25 protein-coding genes and 1 other annotated feature are annotated in these 22,620 nt (G+C 42.2%); of the genes, 24 read left to right on the top strand and 1 reads right to left on the bottom strand.

What is annotated here, in order from left to right; translation table 11 throughout:
• Positions 1-68 precede the first annotated feature (68 nt).
• From ACYP5M_RS08670 to ACYP5M_RS08655, 4 genes are all read left to right on the top strand, one after another.
• Positions 69-821, top strand: coding sequence for a 16S rRNA (uracil(1498)-N(3))-methyltransferase (locus ACYP5M_RS08670; protein WP_101222609.1), 753 nt, complete (start codon positions 69-71; stop codon positions 819-821).
• A 6-nt stretch (positions 822-827) separates the two neighbouring features.
• Complete coding sequence (mtaB, locus tag ACYP5M_RS08665) at positions 828-2,165, top strand: tRNA (N(6)-L-threonylcarbamoyladenosine(37)-C(2))-methylthiotransferase MtaB (RefSeq protein WP_459734917.1); 1,338 nt, start codon at positions 828-830, stop codon at positions 2,163-2,165.
• A gap of 162 nt (positions 2,166-2,327) precedes the next feature.
• On the top strand, positions 2,328-2,999 hold the full coding sequence (gene deoC / locus ACYP5M_RS08660; protein WP_230177031.1) for a deoxyribose-phosphate aldolase: 672 nt from the start codon (positions 2,328-2,330) through the stop codon (positions 2,997-2,999).
• A 51-nt stretch (positions 3,000-3,050) separates the two neighbouring features.
• Positions 3,051-3,287 (top strand): hypothetical protein, encoded by a 237-nt coding sequence (locus ACYP5M_RS08655; RefSeq protein WP_459734916.1) that lies wholly within the window; start codon positions 3,051-3,053, stop codon positions 3,285-3,287.
• Positions 3,288-3,565: 278 nt separating this feature from the next.
• Here the strand turns inward: ACYP5M_RS08655 and ACYP5M_RS08650 are convergent, their stop codons facing one another.
• The gene (locus ACYP5M_RS08650; protein WP_459734915.1) at positions 3,566-4,498 is read right to left on the bottom strand and encodes a Na/Pi symporter; all 933 of its coding nucleotides are present in this window, start codon (positions 4,496-4,498) and stop codon (positions 3,566-3,568) included.
• Positions 4,499-4,733: 235 nt separating this feature from the next.
• Between ACYP5M_RS08650 and rpsU the strand changes: the two genes are divergently transcribed.
• From rpsU to ACYP5M_RS08550, 20 genes are all read left to right on the top strand, one after another.
• Positions 4,734-4,907 carry a 30S ribosomal protein S21 gene (rpsU, locus tag ACYP5M_RS08645; protein ID WP_028391853.1) on the top strand — a complete coding sequence of 58 codons (174 nt, stop codon included), beginning with the start codon at positions 4,734-4,736 and terminating at the stop codon, positions 4,905-4,907.
• 14 nt (positions 4,908-4,921) lie between these two features.
• Positions 4,922-5,365 (top strand): GatB/YqeY domain-containing protein, encoded by a 444-nt coding sequence (locus ACYP5M_RS08640; RefSeq protein ID WP_101222605.1) that lies wholly within the window; start codon positions 4,922-4,924, stop codon positions 5,363-5,365.
• A 304-nt stretch (positions 5,366-5,669) separates the two neighbouring features.
• On the top strand, positions 5,670-6,989 hold the full coding sequence (locus tag ACYP5M_RS08635; RefSeq protein ID WP_397315433.1) for an NfeD family protein: 1,320 nt from the start codon (positions 5,670-5,672) through the stop codon (positions 6,987-6,989).
• Positions 6,990-7,039: 50 nt separating this feature from the next.
• Entirely contained in the window at positions 7,040-8,029 is a 990-nt protein-coding gene (gene floA, locus ACYP5M_RS08630; protein ID WP_413020384.1) for a flotillin-like protein FloA, read from the top strand.
• 22 nt (positions 8,030-8,051) lie between these two features.
• A complete protein-coding gene (locus ACYP5M_RS08625) occupies positions 8,052-8,546 on the top strand; it encodes a hypothetical protein (protein ID WP_260358109.1) in 495 nt (164 codons plus the stop codon).
• 125 nt (positions 8,547-8,671) lie between these two features.
• A complete protein-coding gene (gene yqfC, locus ACYP5M_RS08620) occupies positions 8,672-8,956 on the top strand; it encodes a sporulation protein YqfC (protein WP_034308511.1) in 285 nt (94 codons plus the stop codon).
• A gap of 15 nt (positions 8,957-8,971) precedes the next feature.
• On the top strand, positions 8,972-10,159 hold the full coding sequence (yqfD, locus tag ACYP5M_RS08615) for a sporulation protein YqfD (protein ID WP_459734914.1): 1,188 nt from the start codon (positions 8,972-8,974) through the stop codon (positions 10,157-10,159).
• 3 nt (positions 10,160-10,162) lie between these two features.
• Positions 10,163-11,125, top strand: coding sequence for a PhoH family protein (locus ACYP5M_RS08610; RefSeq protein WP_034308506.1), 963 nt, complete (start codon positions 10,163-10,165; stop codon positions 11,123-11,125).
• A gap of 190 nt (positions 11,126-11,315) precedes the next feature.
• On the top strand, positions 11,316-13,490 hold the full coding sequence (locus tag ACYP5M_RS08605; protein ID WP_101222601.1) for an HD family phosphohydrolase: 2,175 nt from the start codon (positions 11,316-11,318) through the stop codon (positions 13,488-13,490).
• Positions 13,487-13,963, top strand: a complete 477-nt coding sequence (gene ybeY, locus ACYP5M_RS08600) for an rRNA maturation RNase YbeY (RefSeq protein WP_101222600.1) — start codon at positions 13,487-13,489, stop codon at positions 13,961-13,963. The genes ACYP5M_RS08605 and ybeY overlap by 4 nt, the downstream gene beginning before the upstream one ends.
• Positions 13,941-14,318 carry a diacylglycerol kinase family protein gene (locus ACYP5M_RS08595; RefSeq protein ID WP_137019114.1) on the top strand — a complete coding sequence of 126 codons (378 nt, stop codon included), beginning with the start codon at positions 13,941-13,943 and terminating at the stop codon, positions 14,316-14,318. The genes ybeY and ACYP5M_RS08595 overlap by 23 nt, the downstream gene beginning before the upstream one ends.
• Before the next feature lie 39 nt (positions 14,319-14,357).
• The gene (locus ACYP5M_RS08590) at positions 14,358-14,756 is read left to right on the top strand and encodes a cytidine deaminase (protein ID WP_101222598.1); all 399 of its coding nucleotides are present in this window, start codon (positions 14,358-14,360) and stop codon (positions 14,754-14,756) included.
• Positions 14,749-15,678, top strand: coding sequence for a GTPase Era (era, locus tag ACYP5M_RS08585; protein WP_101222597.1), 930 nt, complete (start codon positions 14,749-14,751; stop codon positions 15,676-15,678). The genes ACYP5M_RS08590 and era overlap by 8 nt, the downstream gene beginning before the upstream one ends.
• A gap of 99 nt (positions 15,679-15,777) precedes the next feature.
• Positions 15,778-15,921 (top strand): YqzL family protein, encoded by a 144-nt coding sequence (locus ACYP5M_RS08580; RefSeq protein ID WP_101222596.1) that lies wholly within the window; start codon positions 15,778-15,780, stop codon positions 15,919-15,921.
• 33 nt (positions 15,922-15,954) lie between these two features.
• Positions 15,955-16,707 carry a DNA repair protein RecO gene (recO, locus tag ACYP5M_RS08575; protein WP_101222595.1) on the top strand — a complete coding sequence of 251 codons (753 nt, stop codon included), beginning with the start codon at positions 15,955-15,957 and terminating at the stop codon, positions 16,705-16,707.
• A 58-nt stretch (positions 16,708-16,765) separates the two neighbouring features.
• Positions 16,766-16,942 (top strand) — a binding site (T-box leader).
• A gap of 97 nt (positions 16,943-17,039) precedes the next feature.
• Positions 17,040-17,936 (top strand): glycine--tRNA ligase subunit alpha, encoded by an 897-nt coding sequence (glyQ, locus tag ACYP5M_RS08570; RefSeq protein WP_034308488.1) that lies wholly within the window; start codon positions 17,040-17,042, stop codon positions 17,934-17,936.
• Entirely contained in the window at positions 17,923-19,992 is a 2,070-nt protein-coding gene (gene glyS, locus ACYP5M_RS08565; protein ID WP_459734913.1) for a glycine--tRNA ligase subunit beta, read from the top strand. The genes glyQ and glyS overlap by 14 nt, the downstream gene beginning before the upstream one ends.
• 160 nt (positions 19,993-20,152) lie before the next feature.
• The gene (locus tag ACYP5M_RS08560; protein ID WP_034308483.1) at positions 20,153-20,791 is read left to right on the top strand and encodes a helix-turn-helix transcriptional regulator; all 639 of its coding nucleotides are present in this window, start codon (positions 20,153-20,155) and stop codon (positions 20,789-20,791) included.
• Between the two features lie 28 nt (positions 20,792-20,819).
• Positions 20,820-21,629, top strand: a complete 810-nt coding sequence (locus tag ACYP5M_RS08555) for a pyruvate, water dikinase regulatory protein (RefSeq protein WP_101223470.1) — start codon at positions 20,820-20,822, stop codon at positions 21,627-21,629.
• 512 nt (positions 21,630-22,141) lie between these two features.
• A complete protein-coding gene (locus tag ACYP5M_RS08550) occupies positions 22,142-22,597 on the top strand; it encodes a YaiI/YqxD family protein (RefSeq protein ID WP_101223469.1) in 456 nt (151 codons plus the stop codon).
• Positions 22,598-22,620: the final 23 nt, after the last annotated feature.

Below are 22,620 nucleotides of genomic sequence, written 5' to 3'. Positions count from 1 at the left end.
TGGCTTGCATTCTGGATTCCTGACTGTTAGCCTGTGAGTTTTTTAGACTAGACGAAGTGGGTGGCAGTATGCAACGGTATTTTCTTAACGATGTAGACATCAAAGGAAACACGGTGACGATATCAGGCGATGATTTTCACCATATCGCCAGGGTGATGAGGATGGGACCAGGGGAGCGGATCATTACGGTAAAAAGTAATGGTATGACAGCTGTCGCGGAAATTTCGGAAATTACTGATGATGCTGTTATAGGGACCGTTTCCGAATGGAAGAATGAAGAAAAGGAACTTCCTGTAAGGGTTGTGATAGCGAGCGGTCTGCCTAAAGGGGATAAGTTGGAATATATCGTTCAAAAGGGTACTGAACTGGGTGCCGTTGAATTTATCCCTTTTATTGCTGCTCGTTCGGTGGTAAAATGGGACCACAAAAAGGTAGGTAAAAAATTGGAGAGGCTCCAGAAGATTTCAAAAGAGGCGGCTGAGCAATCTCACCGCACGGTTATCCCTGCCATCAAGGAACCGATGACGGCAGATCAGCTAGCTGGTTATGCTTCCGGTTTCGATCATAAATTAATCGCTTTTGAAGAAGTGGCAAAACGGGGGGAAACTTCTGTGCTCGCTTCTGTCTTGAAAGATATCACCGCTGGGCAATCCATCTTATTCGTTTTTGGGCCTGAAGGTGGTTTAGCAGATAAGGAAATAGAAAAACTGACTGATGCCGGTTTTATGGCTTGCGGTCTTGGACCAAGAATATTAAGAACTGAAACAGCACCTTTATATGCACTTTCCGCTGTTTCTTATCATGTAGAACTTTTGAGGTGATGAAAAATGGCAACGGTCGCTTTCCATACATTAGGCTGTAAAGTGAATCATTATGAAACAGAGGCCATATGGCAATTATTCAAAACTGGAGGATATGATCGTGTTGAGTTTGAAAATACATCCGATGTATATGTCATCAACACATGCACGGTGACAAACACTGGCGATAAGAAGAGCCGTCAGGTCATCCGTCGTGCCATTCGTAAAAATCCGAATGCCGTCATAGCGGTAACGGGATGTTACGCACAGACTTCACCGGCAGAAATCATGGCCATACCAGGTGTGGATATTGTTGTAGGAACACAGGACAGGGTTAAACTTCTTGATTACATCGAGCAATTCAAGGTTGAGCGTGAGCCAATCAATGCCGTAGGGAATATCATGAAAAACCGTGTCTACGAAGAGTTGGATGTACCAGCTTTTACAGACCGTACACGAGCTTCACTTAAGATTCAGGAAGGTTGCAATAATTTCTGTACTTTCTGCATCATCCCTTGGGCCCGTGGCTTGATGCGTTCCCGCGATCCAAAGGAAGTCGTTAACCAAGCTGAACAGCTTGTCAAGGCAGGCTATAAAGAGCTAGTCCTCACCGGAATTCATACTGGCGGCTACGGAGACGATTTGAAAGACTATAATTTGGCGATGCTGCTGCGTGACTTGGAAAAAGTCGATGGATTGAAGCGTATCCGTATTTCATCCATCGAAGCCAGCCAGATTACAGATGAGATCATTGAAGTGCTGACGAATTCGAAAAAAGTTGTACGTCATTTGCATATACCAATCCAATCGGGTTCCGATACAGTTCTAAAACGGATGAGACGTAAATATACGATGGATTTCTTCGGGGATCGGATCGAGAAGTTGAAAATTGCGCTTCCGGGTCTTGCTGTTACCTCTGATGTCATCGTAGGTTTCCCAGGTGAAACAGAAGAAGAATTCATGGAGACATTTAACTTTATAGAAAAATATAAATTCTCCGAACTTCATGTTTTCCCTTATTCAAAACGGACAGGGACTCCGGCTGCCCGTATGGAAGATCAAGTCGATGAAGATGTCAAGAATGAGCGCGTACATCGCCTTATCACGTTGTCGGATCAGCTGGCAAAAGAGTATGCCTCCCGATTCGAGGGGGAAGTTCTTGAAGTCATTCCTGAAACGAAGTTGGAAAATGGCCTTTATGAGGGCTATTCCGATAATTACATGAAAGTCGTCTTCCCGGCTTCGGAAGAAATGGTCGGTGAAATCGTCAAAGTGAAGATTACAAAGTCTGGCTATCCATTTAGTGAAGGTCAGTTCGTGACGGTCGTGAAGGATTTTCCGTTGCAACAAGTATCCAATATTTAATCTAAGACAGCGGTAAATCGCTGTCTTTTTTTTATCCTCTTTTAAATGTGTTATCTTGGCACTTTCGGGTAAAGACTATATATATCGTCAAAGTGGATAAACTATGGTATTATGAGAGGTACGTACAACTAGGTATAGATTGTTTTTGAGGAGGATTTATTAATGTCACAAAATGTAGCAGGTTTAATTGACCACACGTTATTAAAAGCAGATGCAACCAAAGAGCAAATAAAGGTATTATGCGAAGAAGCTAGAGAGTATAACTTTGCTTCCGTATGCGTGAACCCAACTTGGGTGAAATATGCAAGCGAACTTTTGGAAGGTTCAGAAGTGAAAGTTTGTACCGTTATCGGCTTCCCTCTAGGTGCAACCACACCGGAAACCAAAGCTTTTGAAACGAAAGACGCCATCTCCAATGGCGCTCACGAAGTCGATATGGTGATCAATATCGGCGCATTGAAGGACAAGGATGATGAGTTGGTAGAGCGGGATATTCGTGCTGTTGTAGCGGCATCCACTGGTAAGGCTCTGTCAAAAGTGATCATTGAAACTTCTTTATTGACTGATGAAGAAAAAGTCCGTGCATGTGAATTGGCCGTAAAAGCCGGATCGGATTTTGTGAAAACATCAACTGGTTTCTCGACCGGCGGAGCGACTGTTGAAGATATCACGCTTATGAGAAAAACAGTTGGCCCGGATATCGGTGTCAAAGCTTCAGGCGGAGTCCGCAACACGAGCGATGCCCAGAAAGTGATTGAAGCTGGTGCAACAAGAATTGGTGCGAGTGCAGGTGTTTCCATCGTAAAGGGCTTAACGGCTGATTCCGATTATTGATTTTGTAAGGGACCGTATAATAAGTCCTTAAAATAAAACAGGCGGAGAAAAATGAATTATTTTTCTCCGCCTGTTTTTTATTACTTCCATAAAACGGATTATAAATCGAGTGCCCATGCCTTTGTGCAATGCATTGCGCTTATTTCCTTGAAAAAGAAGAAACGTTTCAATTTTGGACTTTTACTTGTCATTTTTGGAACCTATAAATTCAGAAAAAAGTTTATTGTGGATTCAATGGATATTAGGGGTATCAAACAGGGAGTAAACAGACTTATATTAAATGCATGAACAGGGGGAGGAAAATGAAAAAACGGGATTTACTTTCTTTTATATATAATGGCAGTAATCGTTTTTCATCTACCTAATATAGGTTTGTGGATTTAGATATTAGCTGCTGTTATATTGAGTGGTTTGAGCTTAATAAACCATAAAGTTAATTATAAAAAGATTAGCTAAAAACCTCCCGGTAATCATTTATCCTTTTATATCTGTTACAGCTACACATTATGTCCATCTTCCCCTGAAGCTGCCCATAAGAAAGTCTCTAATGAGTTTTGGACAGCTCTTTATTTCTTTAAGTGTTGCCGATGCACCAAAAGAATGAGGTTGGAGAATTGCCGTGAGCATGGCAAGACGGCCAAAGAAGTCAAGATATTGAAAATCACACTGGCATGGGCGAGCTGTGTCCCCTTGTTTTCGGTGAAAAAGGCAGCGGCGCTTTCCAGAATGTCCACAAAAGGCAGGAATGCGGCAACCCCGATGACGTTTAGCCAAATATGTGCATAAGCTGTGAAGGCAGCTTGTCTGCCAGAACCGATGCTGGCCATGTATCCGGTGATGCAAGTGCCAATATTCGATCCGAGCATGATGATGATTGCGGAGGAGACGGATAACTCCCCGTTCATCAAAAAGCTCATGGCTATCCCGATGGTTGCCGAACTGGAGTGAATGAGTGCGGTCAATAATATCCCGGCTAATAGGGCATAACTCATATGATCCTCTATGTAATGGATGAGCGTTTGTATCGAAGAATAGGCTGCAATCGGTGTCGAAAGCATTTTAAAACCGCTCATCGCCGCGAAGATGGCCGAGATTCCAATCAGGGACATCCCTATGCTTCTCGGTAATGCTTTTGGCATGAAGCAAAGAAAAGCGCCGCTTACGACACCGGGAATGATCCAACGACCCAAGGAAAAGGTCATGAACTCTGCTGTAAAGGTGGATCCGATATTCGTTCCAAGAATAATCCCGATTGTTTGCGGGAACGTTAAGCTCCCTGCGGAAACGAGGCCGACCGTCATGACCATGACCGCCGAGCTGCTCTGCAGGATCCCCGTAAAGATGGTTCCGGCCATGAAGCCTTTCCATGGCTTATCCGTTACCTTCGAGAGAAAATTTTTTAATGCAGCACCGGACATATTGAACAGTCCGATGCGTAAAACTGACATACCCGCCAAAAATATCGCGATGAATAATAAGAATAAAAATAGCTCATGCATGACTGTCACCTCTTAGTAAGCTTATGGCCCATTAACGGGAGACATGCTATAAATTGGATTTTCATGCAAGTGAAAGATTGTTTAGTGAAAAATTATGATAATAACATGATGATATTCAAAATAAGTTTGATTTTATTGGTTGACCTGCTAAAGATGATATATTATAATTGTTTAGTACATGTATAACATGTTGACAACTTGAGTTAGTGTGTTGTTTTCGGAGGGAGGGAAAGAGATGTCTAAAACCGTCGTTCGTAAAAACGAATCGCTTGAAGATGCTCTTCGTCGTTTCAAACGTACTGTATCTAAAGCAGGATCGCTTCAGGAAGCTAGGAAGCGTGAATTTTATGAAAAACCAAGCGTAAAACGTAAGAAAAAGTCTGAAGCTGCAAGAAAACGTAAATTCTAAGAGAGGGTGGAAAGATGAGTCTTCTCGAGCGTTTAAATAATGATATGAAACAAGCGATGAAGAACAAGGAAAAGGACAAACTATCTGTTATTCGGATGCTGAAGGCTTCCATTCAAAACGAAGCATTGAAGCAGAGGCAAGATTTAACAGATGATGAAGAATTGACAGTGCTCTCTCGCGAATTAAAACAACGCAAAGACTCCCTCCAGGAGTTTGAAAACGCAGGTCGTTCAGATCTCGTGGATAAAGTCCGCACCGAACTAGTATACGTAGAGGCATATATGCCTGAGCAACTTTCAGAAGAAGACATTTCTAATATCGTTAAACAAACGATTGAAGAAGTCAATGCAACATCCAAAGCAGATATGGGGCGAGTTATGGGAGCTTTAATGCCTAAAGTTAAAGGTAAAGCGGATGGTTCTCTAGTAAACAAATTAGTACAACAACATCTATCTTAAACTCTAAACTTAAAACTCGAAACCTAACCGCAGGCAATTTGCCTGTGGTTTTTGTGTATTTCATGAATTTTATGCGTATATTATTGAAACGATGCCCAAGATAATAGGGGCACTTTTAATTTTATTTGCTTTTTTTGAAACCTTTTTCATATACATACGTAATAACTAAAGAACAGAGTAAAGGGTTGCTTTATTTGCTCCTTATTCGAATTTAGTTGAGTGCTGAATTTACTGGTAGGTTTTCCTCCTGAATATTGGAGGCACTTACCGCGTTTAATGCGGGAAAGGGGGCGTTCCGTTGAAAATTTGGCGTTATTTATCTGTACTCTTATTTGGATTGCTGTTCACCATGTCTTCTTTTGGGGGATCGACGGTATCTGCAAACGAGAAGATCGTTTACCATGTACCAATAGAAGAAACGGTGGAAAAGGGACTCTCGGCATTTTTGGAACGCGCGCTTACCACTGCTGAAGCAGCTGATGCAGACCTTGTCGTTTTCGAGGTGAATACTCCTGGAGGTGCTGTGGATGCAGCAGGGGAAATTGCAAAGTTACTGTCCGATTCACCAATCAAGACAGTTGCCTACGTCAATAACAGGGCCTTATCTGCAGGGGCATACATTTCTCTAAGTGCAGATGAGATCTATATGGTTCCGAGTGCCACCATGGGATCTGCCGCTGTAATTGATTCTACAGGGAACGCTGCAGGTAAGAAAGCGCAATCTTATTGGTTAGCAGCCATGAAGACTGCTGCAGAACAAAATGGACGTGATCCCATTTACGCCCAGGCGATGGCGGATGTTGACATCGATCTACCCGAATATGGAGCGGAAAAAGGAAAGTTGCTGACATTTACAGCCGAACAGGCAAAAAAGGCTGGATATAGTGAAGGCACCGTCTCTGGGAAAGCGGAGCTGTATAGTATACTTGGAGTTGAGGATGCTGATATTCGGTCAATCGAAGAAAGCTTTCCTGAGAAACTTGCCCGCTTTTTGACCAACCCGATCGTCGTACCCATTTTATTAACGATAGCGGGAATCGGGATTGTGATGGAATTGTTTTCACCCGGTTTTGGAATTCCGGGGGTCATTGGAATCACCAGTCTTGTTTTATTCTTCTATGGTCATCTTGTCGCCGGTATCACCGGATACGAATCGTTAGCGATGTTCATCATTGGGGTCATTCTCGTACTCATTGAATTTTTTATCCCAGGGGGGATTATCGGGCTGCTCGGATTTACAGCGATAGTGGGGAGTCTATTCCTCGCGACAGGAGATCCGGTCCATATGACGATATCCTTGCTAATTGCGGTCACCGTATCCATTTTGGTATTCATCCTACTTGTAAAGGTGTTTGGAAAACAGATGAAATTTTTCAGGAAAATGATATTAACCGATGCAACAAAAACGGAACAAGGGTATGTCAGCAATCCGAATCGTTTGGATTTATTAGGTGTTGAAGGGAAGGCCCTTACAGATTTGAGGCCTTCAGGAACTGCTTTGGTCAAAGAAGAAAGAGTGGATGTCGTGACCGAAGGAAGCTTTATTTCCAAAGGTTCATCAATCGTTATCGTGAAAGTTGAAGGATCAAGGGTAGTCGTCCGGGAAATACCGGATTCAAATTAAAATTAAAAGATACAGGAAGGATGAATCATTAAGTGATAACTTCAGGAACGATATTTATTGTACTGGCAGTGATTGCTGCTATCATCGTATTGGCAGTATTTTTCACATTCGTACCAGTAATGCTATGGATTTCCGCTTTAGCGGCAGGAGTCAAAATCAGCATATTTACATTAGTTGGAATGAGGCTTCGCCGTGTTATACCAAGCAGGGTCGTCAATCCTCTTATCAAGGCCCATAAGGCTGGAATCAATGTTTCAACGAATCAATTGGAGAGCCATTACCTTGCAGGCGGTAATGTCGATCGAGTGGTGAATGCATTAATTGCTGCAGAGCGAGCCAATATCACGTTACCTTTCGAACGGGGTGCAGCTATTGACCTTGCCGGCCGTGATGTATTGGAAGCCGTTCAAATGAGTGTTAACCCTAAAGTGATTGAAACCCCGTTCATCTCTGGTGTGGCGATGAATGGTATTGAAGTGAAAGCGAAGGCAAGGATTACGGTGCGAGCCAATATTGAACGCTTGGTCGGTGGTGCCGGTGAAGAGACGATCATTGCCCGTGTAGGCGAAGGGATCGTATCGACGATCGGTGCTTCGAAAATGCATACGGATGTACTGGAACACCCCGATTTGATTTCACGAACGGTTTTATCAAAAGGGTTGGATTCAGGAACGGCATTCGAAATACTTTCCATTGATATCGCTGAAGTGGATATCGGTAAAAATATCGGGGCCATATTACAGACTGACCAAGCCGAAGCTGATAAAAAGATAGCCCAGGCAAAGGCCGAGGAACGCCGTGCGATGGCTGTTGCACTTGAACAGGAAATGGTTGCCCGTGTTCAGGAAATGAGAGCGAAGGTTGTTCAATCCGAAGCCGAAGTTCCGTTGGCCATGGCTGATGCACTGAAAAGCGGAAACCTTGGAGTGATGGATTATATGAATATCCAAAATATCACGGCTGACACTGATATGCGCGATTCCATCAGTAAAATATCCGAAAATCCAAAAGATAACAACAATAACCAAAATAATAATTAGGTCAGGGAAGGAAGGTCTTTAAATGGGAGGTTTTATTGATTTCTTTCTCGAGAACCCATTCCTTATCATTGTCTTGATCGGTGTTTTAACGTCCATGTTAGGAAAGAAAAAGCAGACTCAAGATCCTGGCACGCCTCCGAAAAAGAAATGGCAGGAGGTCATGCGGGAGCTTCAAGGTGAAATGCCGCAAGGGAATCAGCAGCAAAAGCATGCACCTCCTCCCGTAAGGAAAGTCGAACAGCAGGCAGCACAGGCTGTTGAAGTGATCGATGAGACGAAGAACGAAGCGAACAAAAGGATTACCGAGCTTAGACGGCTTCAGCAGAAGTACGATCAAGAGCGTTTATATCAAAAAGCGAAAGCAGATCAACTTACATCAACGATTTCTGATAAAAACAGTCCGGTCTATCGCAAAGGACCGTCTTTTGGCAAAAAACAGCTGATTGATGGCATCATCATGTCAGAAGTGCTGGGACCGCCAAGGGCGAAGAGAAGTCTTCATAGATCCAGAAGGTGATTCGGAGACTGGGCTTTTTTAAGCCCGTCATTAAAAGCCTGAAAAAATAGACTTTTATTCCCTTATAATTTTGTGCTAGAACCCTCTTTCATTTCATACATTGAGATGAAAGGGGGTTCTTTTTTATGGCACGCAATTGGGGAAAAAAAGTGAAACAGCTTATGACCAAAACAATGGACCTTCCGCAAGATGTCATGATGGACCTGCCGCGAATTACAATGATCGGACAATTACATATTTATATTGAAAACCATCGTGGCTTATTGGCTTTTACAGACAGCGAAGTGCGATTGATGCTGAAAAATGGGCAGTTGCTGATAAAGGGAAATGCCTTTGTCATAAAGACGATTTTGCCGGAAGAAATCATGCTCGAAGGCAAAATTGATAAGGTTTATTTTATCAATGAATGATCCCGGGAGGTCTCCATGAAAAACCAATGGACAAACTATTATACAGGCTATGTAAAGGTGAAGGCTTATGGCAAAGGTGCAGAACGGCTGATCAATATGCTGACGAGAAGGGGGCTTCATATCTGGGAAGTGAAGCGTGTCGGAAGTGAATCCCTGATTTTCCATATGGATATCAGGGATATCCCAAAACTCCGTCAGGTCATGCGTAAGAGCGATTGTAAAGTAAAGTTCATGCAGGGAAAGGGTTTCCCTTTCCTATTGAAGAGAGTCATGAAAAACAGCGGGTTTTTAGCGGGGATGATCGCTTTCCTGCTATGCATATTCGTACTTTCCAATATGGTATGGGGCATCGAGGTTCAAGATGCCAAACCGGCAACCGAGCATGCCATCCGGAAAGAATTGGACAAGATGGGCGTGAAGATCGGTAAAGTGCAATTCTTTGTTGATGATGTGGATACGATTCAGCGTAAGCTGTCGGACCGGATCGGTGCATTGACATGGGTAGGGGTAGAGCTGAAGGGAACGACATACCATTTTCGGGTTGTAGAAAAACGGCAGCCTAAAGAGGTCGAGAAAACATCTCCGCAGAATTTGGTAGCTTCTAAAAAAGCGATCATCACTGATATGTTCGTTCAAAAAGGACAATCTATTGTTAATGTGAATGATTATGTGGGAAAGGGACAGCTTCTTGTTTCAGGATGGATTGGAAAAGAGGATAAACAGGAAATTGTATCCGCACAAGGAGTAATAAAAGGGAAAACGTGGTATAAAGCGAAAGTGGAAGTACCGTTAAAAACCAAGTTTTCTGTTTTTAACGGAGATGAAGCGAGCAGGCACTTTTTAAAAATGGGGGGCTTTTCCCTTCCGGTATGGGGTTTCAAGGATCCGGGATATGAAAAACAGGAAAAAGAAACGACAATGAGGCCGTTTCACTTTCTTCAATGGGAACTGCCCATTTCCTATAAACAAGTGACCTTTAGGAGCAAGGAAGATATTGTACGAAGTTATACGGAGAAAGAAGCCGTGGAGGAAGGCAGGAAAATGGCTAAAGCTGAATTGAAAAAGCATTTGGAAGAGGAAGATGAAATCGTCGAAGAAAAAATTTTGCACGAAAGCATGGAGAATGGTAAAGTAAAATTATCTATACATTACCAAGTTATTGAAGATATAGCGATTGGACAGCCAATCATTCAAGGAGACTAACGAATGGCAGATGATGTGAAAGTAATTAAGCTAGAAATAGAATCACCTAATGAAGCGATCGCTTTATTGGGCAATGGAGATTCAAATGTAAAAGTGCTCGAAGAGGAGCTAGGCATTTCCGTCATAACCCGAGGTGAAGCGGTGAGTGTTGCCGGGGATATCGAGCGGGTAACGATGGGGGAGGAAATCCTCAAGGCGTTATTGACAGTGGTCAGAAAAGGAATTGCAATCAGTTCCAGAGATGTGCTTTATGCAATTGAATTGGCAAGAAAAGGCACATTGGAGTATTTCGGCGAATTATATGATGAGGAAATCGCAAAAACGGCTAAGGGGAAATCCATTAAAGTCAAAACAATCGGGCAGAGATACTATATCCAGGCAATAAAGAAACAAGACCTTGTATTTGGAATTGGGCCTGCCGGAACCGGGAAGACCTATCTAGCTGTAGTGATGGCCATCAATGCATTGAAAAATGGACATGTTAAACGGATCATCCTGACACGGCCTGCCGTCGAAGCAGGGGAAAGCCTTGGTTTTCTGCCTGGTGATCTGAAGGAAAAGGTAGATCCTTATCTACGTCCGCTGTATGACGCTCTCCATGACCTTCTAGGGATGGAACAGACGCAGAGGATGATAGAGCGCGGAACGATCGAAATAGCTCCTCTGGCTTATATGAGGGGCCGTACGCTTGAAGATGCCTTTGTCATATTGGATGAAGCCCAGAATACGACGGAAGCCCAAATGAAGATGTTCTTGACCAGGCTTGGTTTCGGATCGAAAATGGTCATTACGGGAGATCGGACCCAAATTGACCTTCCAAAAGGCATGAAGTCAGGTCTTGTCAGGGTAGAAGAGATCTTGAAGAATGTTAAAGGCCTTTCCTTTGTTTATTTTGAACAAAGTGATGTTGTAAGACATCCGCTTGTCGCCAAAATCATTACTGCTTACGAGCAGGCGAAGTCATAAGAAGAAATCCGCCATTTCAATCGGCGGATTTTTCTTGATGTGTCTAAATTACAAACTTTATGGTAAAAAAGTGGATATGGAATGAAGGAAGCTTTACATTTATCAATACGAAGGTGAAAATTCACATAAAAACTGTTATGATTTTACATATCTAGAATAATAAACATCATTTTTATTAGGAGGACCTTCCTTGAATCGTATCCAGAAATTTTTCACTCAAATAAAAGGGCTGTTGGTCCATCGCTTTTTTCAAGTGCTATTGTTCATCATTCTTGGTTTGTTTGCTTATGTGTTAATGTTCTCCAATGTTAAGCCGGAAAGGGTCCAGGTAGAGCTGTTTAAGCCTGCTGAACAAACGATCCGTTCAACCAAGACTGTGGAAGATACCTATAAGACGGAACAGGAAAAAGAAGAGATTTCAAAACAGGTGGCGGATGTTTATTCTCTAAAAAAAGAATATGCAAAAAATAAAGTCGATCTGATTTCATCCATTTTCGATTCAGCGATAGAGGTGAATAAAGAAACGCAACCCGATGAAGATCATAAAGAAGATGAGGAAAAAGAGGATAAAAAAGAGACAATAAAGACGGATGCTCAAAAAGTTTCCATATTAAAAGAAAAATTGACCGATGAAGTGAATAAAAATATCGAGGAATCCGTTTTCCTTGCATTAGTGCAGGCTGATGAAGATGAGTTGAAAATAGCGAAGGATTCAACCATTACAGCCGTGAATAATGTGATGAGCTCCCGAATCGCAGCAAGTGACGTCGAAAATGCCAAGAAAAAGGTTGTAGAGGAATTGGGCTATATGAGCATCAGCGGCGATATGAAAAAAGCCTCCACTTCCCTTGCGCGTACGGCAATCATTCAGAATGTATTTTTCGATAAGGACAAAACCGAGGAACAGCGCAGGAAAGCGGTTGAAAGCGTAGAGCCGATCAGGATCCTTCAAGGTCAGATCATCGTTGAAGAAAATCAATTAGTGGACAGGGATGTTTATAGGCAGCTTGAATTGGCGGGCTTCTTAAATACGGAGTCTACCATTTACCCGTATATCGGCCTGCTGTTATTCATAGTCCTGACTTTTGCCGCTTTTTATTACTTTTTCTACTATTCCATTTCCAAAAAGGATAACAAGTACAATCAGTTATTGATCTTCAGTCTTGTCTTCATCCTTTCAATGGCTACCATGAAAACAGTCAGCATTCTCGCAGACCTGAAAAACTCGAACTTGGAATACATTTTCCCGGGTGCCATGGCGGCGATGCTCATCAAGATATTATTGAATGATAGGTTAGCGGTAGCGATGATCATATTGTTAGGTTCGTATGGTACGATTATATTCAATGGTGATACACCTGGAAATCTGGATTTCTCGATGGGGCTTTATATCATTTTCGGGGGATTGACGGCAATCATCATTTTATCCAGGCCAAATTTCAAATCAAAGGTGCTGGTAGCAGGGCTGCTATTGGCTTTAATCAATATGGCATTTGTTTTTTCGCTCATCTTCATTATGGACAGCCAATATACTAGAATGGAGTACTTGTATTATGCTGCTGCTGCGATGGGTTCTGGAGTGGGTGCAGCCGTTTTGACAATGGGTCTGTTGCCGTTTTTCGAGGCTGGTTTCGGGATTTTATCATCGATTAAGCTTATCGAGCTAGCGAATCCCAATCATCCATTACTTCGAAGGATCTTGATAGAGGCTCCCGGGACATATCATCATAGCGTGATGGTCGCCAATTTGGCGGAATCGGCTTGTGAAGCCATCGGGTCGAATGGATTGCTGGCAAGGGTCGGCAGTTATTATCATGATATCGGTAAAACGAAGCGGCCGCATTTCTTCATCGAAAATCAGATGAATGAAGAGAACCCGCATGATCGGCTGCAGCCGGAAACGAGCAGGGATATCATCATTGCCCATGCCGTAGACGGCGGGGAGATGCTTCGCAGTCACAAATTCCCGAAAGAGATTGTGGATATTGCAGAGCAGCATCATGGGACCACTTTATTGAAATTTTTCTACCATAAGGCAAAAAAACAGGATGAGTCCACACTCGAAGCGGACTACCGGTATCCCGGACCGAGGGCGGTAATGAAGGAAGTAGCCGTCATCGGCATAGCCGATAGTGTGGAAGCTGCAGTGAGATCGATGAAGCACCCAACGCCGGAGAAGATTGAAGAACTGGTAAGTTTCATCATTCAGGACAGGATTTCTGATGGTCAATTTGATGAATGTGACATTACTATGAGAGAATTGAGTATCGTGAAGCATTCCTTATGTGAATCGCTTAATGGTATCTTCCACTCCAGGATTGAATATCCGGAGTCGGATAAATTAGGACAGAAGGTGAAAGAATGATTTTAGCTATCGATTTAATGGATGAAACGAACGAAGTAACGGAGGAAGCTCAGCATCTTGTTGAAAGCATTCTGCAATTTGCGGCAAGAAAAGAAAACATTGAAAAAGACACCGAGCTGTCTGTTACATTTGTTGACAATGATAGGATTCGGGAAATCAATAAAGAATATCGTAATAAAGATTCAGCTACAGATGTCATTTCTTTTGCACTTGAAGAAATGGGAGAAGATGAAGTGGAAATTGTCGGGGCCGAAATGCCCCGCATGTTAGGGGATATCATCATTTCCATTGAACGCACGAAGGAACAGGCTGAAGAATATGGTCATTCATTTGACCGGGAACTTGGATTTTTAGCTCTGCATGGTTTTCTTCACTTATTAGGATTTGACCATATGAATGAAGAAGATGAAAAAGTGATGTTCACAAAACAAAAGGAGATCTTGGAAGAATATGGACTTTCAAGAGAAGGGTAAAAAAAGGTATCCTTTACTAAAAAGTTTCTCTTTTGCCTGTCAGGGAATTTTGGAGGCTGTTCGGACTGAACGCAATATCAAGATTCATTTCGTGTTAACGGTCATCGTCGTATTCTTTGGTTGGTACTTCTCATTGAATGGGATGGAGTGGCTTTTCATTTTAGCGGCCATAGCCGGCACGATTACCTTGGAGCTCGTTAATTCAGCGATTGAAAGGGTAGTGGACCTGGTAACGGATCAAATCCATCCGCTTGCCAAGCAGGCAAAAGATATTGCAGCCGGAGCTGTATTCATATATGCTATATTTTCTATAATAGTTGGATTGATTATATTTTTGCCCAAGTTTGGCCTGTAGGTTGCCGAAATGGTACTCAATTTGAAAGGAAGATGTGAATTGAATACAAAGGAATTGATTGAGGAAGCTAAAAAAGCAAGGGATAAAGCTTATGTGCCTTACTCCAAATTTAAGGTGGGGGCAGCCCTTTTAACCGCTGATGGAAAGGTCTATCATGGTTGTAATATAGAAAATGCAGCATACAGCATGTGTAATTGCGCCGAAAGGACAGCTTTATTCAGTGCTTATGCCCATGACGATAAAAAATTCGTTAAACTTGCAGTCGTGGCAGATACCGACGGTCCCGTTGCTCCATGCGGGGCATGCAGGCAGGTTATTTCAGAACTGTGCGAAAAGGATATGCCGGTTGTTTTGACCAACTTAAATGGGGATATAAAAGAATTAACAGTACAGGAATTGCTTCCAGGAGCTTTTTCACCGGAGGATTTGAATGGATAAATTATTTAATGATACACAAGTAAAAGATTACAAATCAGGTTTCATTTCGATTATTGGACGACCTAATGTTGGGAAGAGTACATTTCTGAATCGGGTCATCGGCCAAAAGATCGCCATTATGAGCGATAAACCGCAAACTACAAGAAATAAGGTCCAAGGTGTACTTACGCAAAACGATTCACAAATGATTTTCATCGATACACCCGGCATTCATAAACCAAAGCATAAGCTTGGTGATTTCATGATGAAAGTGGCCACGAATACATTGAAGGAAGTCGATTTGATTCTCTTCATGATCAATGCGACTGAAGGATACGGACGCGGTGACGAGTTTATCATTGAAAAACTTCAATCCGTAAAAACGCCTGTTTTCCTGGTTGTAAACAAAATCGATGCGATGCATCCGGATGATTTACTTCCGATCATTGAAAAATACCAACAGCTTTACCCTTTTGCGGCAGTCGTTCCGATTTCTGCGCTTGAAGGAAATAACGTTGATACACTGCTTGAGCAAATCAAGGAACATCTGCCTGAAGGTCCCCAGTTTTATCCTGCTGACCAAGTGACCGACCACCCGGAACGTTTTATCATTTCCGAATTGGTCCGCGAGAAGGTGCTGCACCTTACACGGGAAGAAATTCCACATTCGGTGGCTGTTGTCATCGATTCGATTAAAAAAATGGATAACAGCGACACCATAAATGTCATGGCGACGATCGTTGTCGAACGTGATTCACAAAAAGGCATTGTCATCGGAAAGCAAGGGAAAATGCTTAAAGAAGTCGGTAGCCGTGCCAGAGTGGATATCGAGAACTTATTGGGCTCAAAGGTTTTCCTGGAACTGTGGGTGAAGGTGCAGAAAGATTGGCGTAATAAAGCAAGCCAACTTCGTGATTATGGCTTCAATGAGAGCGAGTATTAATTAACAAAATTTACGCGTCATGAAAGTTCGGAAAACGGTCAAGCTAATCATATGGTCGGATATTCATATTGCTAGTTAAAAATGAAAGGTGGGCTTTATATGTTGGATTTTACCTGGGAATTATTTTCTGAAACAGGTAATGTGGACACCTATTTGCTGTTTAAGGAGATAGAAGTCGAAAGACAGGAAAGACACTTGGTATTGAATGATGAGCTAGCAGAAATTGATTTTCCCGTTTCATAGGTTAGCCTTGGCGAGCATGGGTGGTGTCTTGGTATGCTCCAAAAATGTGAGGGCATTGTCATAAGGCGAACTGCATATGGAGAAAATAACAAAATCATTACTATATATACCCGTGAGCTAGGAAAAATCGGCGTTATGGCTAGAGGGGCCAGTAAACCTAACAGCAGGCTTTCTGCCGTCACACAGCTTTTTTGCTCCGGGTATTTTCTTGTAACTACATCAACCGGACTCGGAAGTCTTCAGCAAGGCGAAATGGTCGATTCACTCCGTTTCATAAGGGAGGATCTTTTTGCCACTGCTTATGCTTCTTATATTGTTGAATTGCTTGATAAAAGTGTCGAGGATAAGAAACCGAATCCATATTTGTATGAGTTGCTTTCGCAAACCTTGCATTACATAAACGAAGAATATGACGCAGAGGTATTGAAATTCATTTTTGAAATGAAGATGCTGCCCGTCAATGGGATTAACCCAGTGCTGAATCAATGTGCTGTATGTGGTGAAACGGAAGGGGAATTCTCCTTCTCGCTTCGGGAAGCGGGCTTTATCTGTCACCGCTGCCTGGGGAAAGACCCTTATCATTATAAAATTTCAGCTGCAGCTGTCAAATTGCTGCGAATCTTTTATTATTTCGATTTATCAAGGCTCGGAAACATTTCCGTCAAGCCTGAAACGAAAAAAGAACTGCGAAAGATCATCGATGCTTATTATGAGGAATATTCAGGTCTGAACTTGAAATCAAAAAAGTTCCTGAATCAGATTGATACGATGAAAGATATGTTTTAGGATCTGACCTATTGACATTCCTTGTTAGTTTGTATAAAATTCTAAACATCAAAATAAGAAGATTGCGTTGATGGAAAAGAGTATCTGTCATTCTCCATAAAAAGCGAACCCGGGACGGTGGAAGCCGGGATATGGATTTACAGGGAAGGGCGTTTCCGGAGCATGTTGCTTTGAAAAGAGGCCGTTTTATAAACGGCAATTAGGGTGGAACCGCGGGTATACTCTCGTCCCTATGCATTTCGCATAGGGACGGGAGTTTTTTGTTTGCCCAAATGTGATGGGTTCCGACCTGATTTTAAAAAGAGCCGTTTTAAATAACCTGGAGGTGTACGATGAATATTCAAAATATGATTTTAACGTTACAAAAGCATTGGTCTGAACAAGGCTGCATATTGATGAATGCTTATGATGTCGAGAAAGGGGCAGGAACGATGAGCCCATACACGTTCCTGAGAGCCATTGGACCGGAGCCTTGGAGCGTTGCTTACGTGGAGCCATCACGCCGTCCTGCTGACGGTCGTTATGGTGAGAACCCTAACCGACTGTATCAGCACCATCAGTTCCAAGTGATCATGAAGCCGTCGCCTGACAATATCCAAGAATTATATTTGGATTCTTTACGCGCTTTAGGGATAAATCCGCTTGAGCATGATATTCGCTTTGTGGAGGACAACTGGGAAAACCCATCACTAGGGTGTGCCGGTCTCGGTTGGGAAGTGTGGCTTGATGGAATGGAAATAACGCAATTTACATATTTCCAACAAGTGGGCGGTCTTGAGTGCAAGCCGGTTTCCGTGGAAATTACATACGGGATCGAACGTCTCGCTTCATACATTCAAGATAAGGAAAACGTATTTGACCTGGAATGGACAGATGGATTCACAGTTCGGGATATATTTGGACAGCCGGAATACGAACATTCGAAATATACGTTCGAAACCTCCGACCTTGATATGCTGTTTCAGCTTTTCACGATGTATGAAAAGGAAGCGCATCGCCAAATGGAAGAAGGTCTTGTACATCCCGCATATGATTATGTTTTGAAATGTTCACATACATTTAACCTTTTGGATGCCAAAGGTGCCATCTCGGTGACGGAAAGAACGGGTTATATTGCCCGGTGCCGTAACCTAGCGCGCAAGGTTGCCAAGACCTTCTATGAAGAGCGGGAAAAATTAGGCTTCCCGATTCTGAAAGTGAAAGGGGAGAATACAAATGAGCAAGCGTGATTTGTTATTGGAGATTGGATTGGAAGAGCTGCCTGCCCGTTTTGTGACAGCATCAATGAAACAGTTGTCAGATAAGGTGCAGCAATGGCTAAAGGAAAAAGCGATTGAATTCGGAACGGTTGAAGCTTTTTCCACACCAAGACGTTTGGCCGTACTGGTGAAAGACGTGGAAGAGTCCCAAAAGGATATCGAAGAAGAAGCAAAAGGCCCGGCTAAGAAAATCGCTTTGGACAGCGAAGGCAACTGGTCTAAAGCGGCATTGGGATTCGTCAGGGGTCAAGGAATGACTTCAGAGGACATTTATTTTAAAGAACTCAAGGGTGTGGAATATGTCCATGTGAATAAATTCATAAAAGGACAGCAGACCGTTCAGCTTTTATCTGAGCTTGCTGAAATCATCAGCGGCATGACGTTTCCGAAAAATATGCGTTGGGCCAATCAGGAGCTCCGCTTCGTCCGTCCGATTAAATGGCTGATTGCCTTATTCGGCAATGACATTGTGCCATTCAGCATTGCTGATGTGGAAACGGGCCGTGAAACAAAAGGACACCGTTTCTTGGGCGATAGCGCTAGCATCGAACTGCCGGAACTGTACGAAGATACGCTAAAAGAACAATTTGTTATGGCGAATCCAGATAAACGCCGGCAAGTTATATTGGATCAGATTAAAGAGCTTGAGCAGGAGAAAGGCTGGATCATCCCAGTCGATGAAGATCTGCTTGAAGAAGTCAATAATTTGGTAGAGTATCCAACGGTGTTATTTGGAAATTTTGAAGAAGAATTCCTTGAGCTCCCAGCTGAGGTGCTTATCACATCGATGAAGGAACATCAACGTTATTTCCCTGTTAAAGATCAGGACGGGAAACTGCTTGCTCACTTTGTAACCGTGCGTAACGGCGATGACCGCCATTTGGATAAGGTTTCTAAAGGTAATGAAAAAGTATTGCGTGCCCGACTATCTGATGCAGCATTCTTCTATAAAGAGGATCAGAAAAAAGAGATTTCGGATGCTTTGAAAAAGCTTGACAGCATCGTTTATCATGAAGAAATCGGTACATTAGCCGAGAAAACTGCCCGGGTAACTGCTCTGACGGGTGACCTTGCGGATGCTTTGAATTTAAAGGCGGAAAAAGAAATGGCGCTTCGGACAGCGGCAATTGCCAAGTTCGATTTGGTGAGTCAAATGGTTTATGAATTCCCTGAATTGCAAGGGTATATGGGTGAAAAATATGCGCTCTTAAAAGGTGAAGCCAAAGAAGTGGCCGCGGCTATCAATGAACATTATATGCCAAGACATGCGGATGACAATGTACCGCCTTCAGTCATTGGTGCGGTTGTGAGTTTAGCTGAAAAAATTGATACTTTGTCTTCATTCTTCGCTATTGGCGTCATTCCGACCGGTTCCCAGGATCCTTACGCATTAAGAAGGCAGGCGAGCGGTGTCGTCCAAATCCTAGCGGAGAAGAAATGGAATATTTCACTAGAGGAGCTTATTGTTTTAGGCCTTAAAGGACTGGAATCAAAAGGCATCTTAAATCGTGATCTTGAAGAAGTTAAAGCGGATATGTTCACATTCTTTAAAGCGCGTGTCAAACACCTGCTTCAAGAACAGCAAATCCGTTACGATTTGATTGATGCAGTTCTGTTCAATGAGATCGGTTATATCCACTCTATCGTGGAACGTGCACATGTCTTGGATGCTAAAAAGGAAGAGGCAGGGTTTAAGGAAAGCCTGGAAGCATTAAGTCGGGTCATGAACATTGCCGTTAAATGTGACAATAAGGTGACAGTTGATCCTTCTGCCTTTGAAAATGATCAAGAAAATGCGTTATATGTAAAATATAAAAAAGTGGCAATCCGTTATATGGAATCTAGAGATGAGAATGAGCGGTTTGAACAGCTTGTTTCGCTTCAATCGGAAATAGAGTCGTATTTCGAGAATACAATGGTCATGGCAGATGATGAAGCAATCCGTAATAACCGTTTATCCTTAATGAAGGAAATCAGTGATTTGGTTGCTGGTTTTGCTGCCATGAATAAAATCATCCTTACATGATCGAAGGGATGTATGGAAATCGGAAACACTTTAAATAGGGTTTCCGATTTCTTAAAAAGATAATGGTCAATAAATAGGACAAAAATGCCCTTATTAAATAATTTAGTATATAATTATTAAATGAATAACTTTTGTTACTTTACTCTGCGAAAGCAGTGGGGTGGTGATTATAATCCAATTGAATAAGCGTCAGGAGCAAATTTTACAAATTGTAAAAGAAAACGGACCGATTACTGGAGAACATATTGCGGATAGATTGAACCTTACCAGGGCGACACTTCGTCCAGATCTAGCCATTTTAACGATGGCAGGTTTTCTTGATGCCAGGCCGCGAGTGGGGTATTTTTATACAGGCAGGTCAGGTACACAGCTTTTGACCGATAGCCTTAACCATCTTTATGTACGAGACTACCAATCGATACCCGTCGTTGTTGACGAGGGCATTTCCGTATATGATGCAATCGTCATGATGTTTTTAGAAGATGTCGGAACAATGTTCGTGGTCGATAAGCATGCATTGCTTGTTGGTGTCTTATCAAGGAAAGACTTGTTGCGTGCGAGTATTGGGAAACAGGAGCTTAACTCCATTCCAGTCAATATCATCATGACTAGGATGCCCAATATTACAATGTGTTCAAAAGAAGACCTTTTGATTGATGTGGCCAAGAAATTGATTGATAAACAAATCGACTCATTACCGGTCGTCAAGGACACAGAAAAAGGCTATGAAGTAATTGGAAGAATTACAAAAACCAATATTACGAAAGCATTCGTAGCTTTGGCTGATGAAGGCTATTAGGGGGCTTGCAAAAGGAATGACGGAGAATATGAACGGTTCTATTATATATGTTGTATCGGATTCGGTAGGGGAAACAGCGGAATTGGTTACAAAAGCCGCTGCAAGCCAGTTCTCGGGATCTGCATTTTCCATAAAGAGAATTCCGTATATTGAAGATGAACAAAACGTGGATGAAGTGATATCACTGGCTAAGTTGGATGGGGCAATCATTGCTTATACTCTTGTGAAGCCAGCTATTAGAGCGTATATGAAAGCACAGGTCGAGAAAGAAAACCTGTCTGCTTATGACATTTTAGGGCCGCTCATGGACATCCTTGAGGAAAGGGCGCCAAAAGGGCCGCTTAATGAACCTGGTCTTGTAAGAAAGCTGGATGATGACTATTTCAAGCGTGTGGAAGCCATTGAATTTGCTGTAAAATATGATGATGGACGTGACCCTCGGGGCATATTACGTGCTGATATCGTCCTTGTCGGTGTTTCACGCACTTCAAAAACGCCGTTATCACAGTATTTAGCCCACAAACGCTATAAGGTGGCTAACGTACCTTTAGTGCCTGAAGTGGAACCTCCAGAAGAGCTGTTCCTGGTACCTCCTGAAAAATGCATTGGTTTAAAGATCAGTCCGGAAAAGCTGAACCATATTCGTAAAGAACGATTAAAGTCGCTTGGGCTTAATGATCATGCGATTTATGCAAATGTGGAGCGTATAAAAGAAGAATTGACATACTTTGATACAATCATATCAAGGTTGAACTGTCCTATTATTGATGTAACCAATAAAGCTGTTGAAGAAACAGCCAATTTGATAATCAATATCCTTCAAAACAAAAACCGTTAATCCTTATAATTAAGGCAAATCAAAAGGTGAGCTAGGCACTTTATGTGTCAGCTCACCTTTTAATGCCAAGGTTCAATAGGGAATAAAAAGAATAAGTTCAAAATAATTACATAAAATTTCTCTTTGTTTCCAACTGTAAATCCTTTGATTTGCATGAAAACAAATTCGGAATTTAAATGTTGGCATCTTCTAATCAAATAGACTATAATAAAAAATTGTGAGAAAAAAGTAATCTTAAGGTTTAGACTTAATTAATAAGGAATAAACTAAAGGTTAATGAGATGTCAAGGTTTTTATCATAAAAATAATTCGACATGTTCCGTATAATTCAGGAGGGGCTGGTCTTTTTCAAGGCAAAAGATCCGCTTTCACTTAAATGAACAGGTATTCCTTGAAGAATTATGTGTGCTCTTTTAGAGGAAACCCTCTGGATCAATGCTGAAAATTCACCATATCTTCATAAAGTTTAGGGGAGAAAAAGGATTATGCAGAAAGATGTAGAATTAGAAGGTATGAATAATAAACCCACGATACACGTCGATGCCGATGCATGCCCGGTGAAAGACGAAATCCTTCATTGTGCAAGTTTGCACGATGTTGAAGTCTGTTTTGTTGCATCATATAAAAATATGATGAATAACCCTGAAGGTAAATGGGTATATGTCGATGCAGACAAAGAAGCGGCAGATCTTTATATAGTAAACTCAGTAAAAAAGGGTGATATTGTCGTTACTGCAGATATTGGTTTAGCTGGGACCCTGCTTCCTAAAAACGTTTATGTCCTTTCGCCAAGGGGAAAAGAATATACTGACGAGAATATTTTCATGCTCTTGGATATGCGCTATCAGTCGGCGAAACTCCGCAGGCAGGGTAAGCATACAAAAGGGCCGAAAGCATTCACGAAGGAAGATCGTGCATGTTTCACAAATAAACTTTTGAAAACATTGTCGAACTTTGCAGGGAATTAGAAAACAGTATCGAATTAAAAACT

The organism is Peribacillus sp. N1, assembly GCF_054600815.1.
The sequence above is the reverse complement of the archived record's forward strand: the minus strand, read 5'-3'. Positions and strand labels throughout refer to the sequence as shown.

Excerpts from the sequence above, each read along its gene's own strand:
- ACYP5M_RS08670 (WP_101222609.1), top strand. The coding sequence starts at position 69 with ATGCAACGGTATTTTCTTAACGATGTAGACATCAAAGGAAACACGGTG.
- mtaB (WP_459734917.1), top strand. The coding sequence starts at position 828 with ATGGCAACGGTCGCTTTCCATACATTAGGCTGTAAAGTGAATCATTAT.
- deoC (WP_230177031.1), top strand. The coding sequence starts at position 2,328 with ATGTCACAAAATGTAGCAGGTTTAATTGACCACACGTTATTAAAAGCA.
- ACYP5M_RS08655 (WP_459734916.1), top strand. The coding sequence starts at position 3,051 with ATGAATTATTTTTCTCCGCCTGTTTTTTATTACTTCCATAAAACGGAT.
- ACYP5M_RS08650 (WP_459734915.1), bottom strand. The coding sequence starts at position 4,498 with ATGCATGAGCTATTTTTATTCTTATTATTCATCGCGATATTTTTGGCG.
- rpsU (WP_028391853.1), top strand. The coding sequence starts at position 4,734 with ATGTCTAAAACCGTCGTTCGTAAAAACGAATCGCTTGAAGATGCTCTT.
- ACYP5M_RS08640 (WP_101222605.1), top strand. The coding sequence starts at position 4,922 with ATGAGTCTTCTCGAGCGTTTAAATAATGATATGAAACAAGCGATGAAG.
- ACYP5M_RS08625 (WP_260358109.1), top strand. The coding sequence starts at position 8,052 with ATGGGAGGTTTTATTGATTTCTTTCTCGAGAACCCATTCCTTATCATT.
- yqfC (WP_034308511.1), top strand. The coding sequence starts at position 8,672 with ATGGCACGCAATTGGGGAAAAAAAGTGAAACAGCTTATGACCAAAACA.
- yqfD (WP_459734914.1), top strand. The coding sequence starts at position 8,972 with ATGAAAAACCAATGGACAAACTATTATACAGGCTATGTAAAGGTGAAG.
- ACYP5M_RS08610 (WP_034308506.1), top strand. The coding sequence starts at position 10,163 with ATGGCAGATGATGTGAAAGTAATTAAGCTAGAAATAGAATCACCTAAT.
- ybeY (WP_101222600.1), top strand. The coding sequence starts at position 13,487 with ATGATTTTAGCTATCGATTTAATGGATGAAACGAACGAAGTAACGGAG.
- ACYP5M_RS08595 (WP_137019114.1), top strand. The coding sequence starts at position 13,941 with ATGGACTTTCAAGAGAAGGGTAAAAAAAGGTATCCTTTACTAAAAAGT.
- era (WP_101222597.1), top strand. The coding sequence starts at position 14,749 with ATGGATAAATTATTTAATGATACACAAGTAAAAGATTACAAATCAGGT.
- ACYP5M_RS08580 (WP_101222596.1), top strand. The coding sequence starts at position 15,778 with ATGTTGGATTTTACCTGGGAATTATTTTCTGAAACAGGTAATGTGGAC.
- recO (WP_101222595.1), top strand. The coding sequence starts at position 15,955 with ATGCTCCAAAAATGTGAGGGCATTGTCATAAGGCGAACTGCATATGGA.
- glyQ (WP_034308488.1), top strand. The coding sequence starts at position 17,040 with ATGAATATTCAAAATATGATTTTAACGTTACAAAAGCATTGGTCTGAA.
- glyS (WP_459734913.1), top strand. The coding sequence starts at position 17,923 with ATGAGCAAGCGTGATTTGTTATTGGAGATTGGATTGGAAGAGCTGCCT.
- ACYP5M_RS08555 (WP_101223470.1), top strand. The coding sequence starts at position 20,820 with ATGAACGGTTCTATTATATATGTTGTATCGGATTCGGTAGGGGAAACA.
- ACYP5M_RS08550 (WP_101223469.1), top strand. The coding sequence starts at position 22,142 with ATGAATAATAAACCCACGATACACGTCGATGCCGATGCATGCCCGGTG.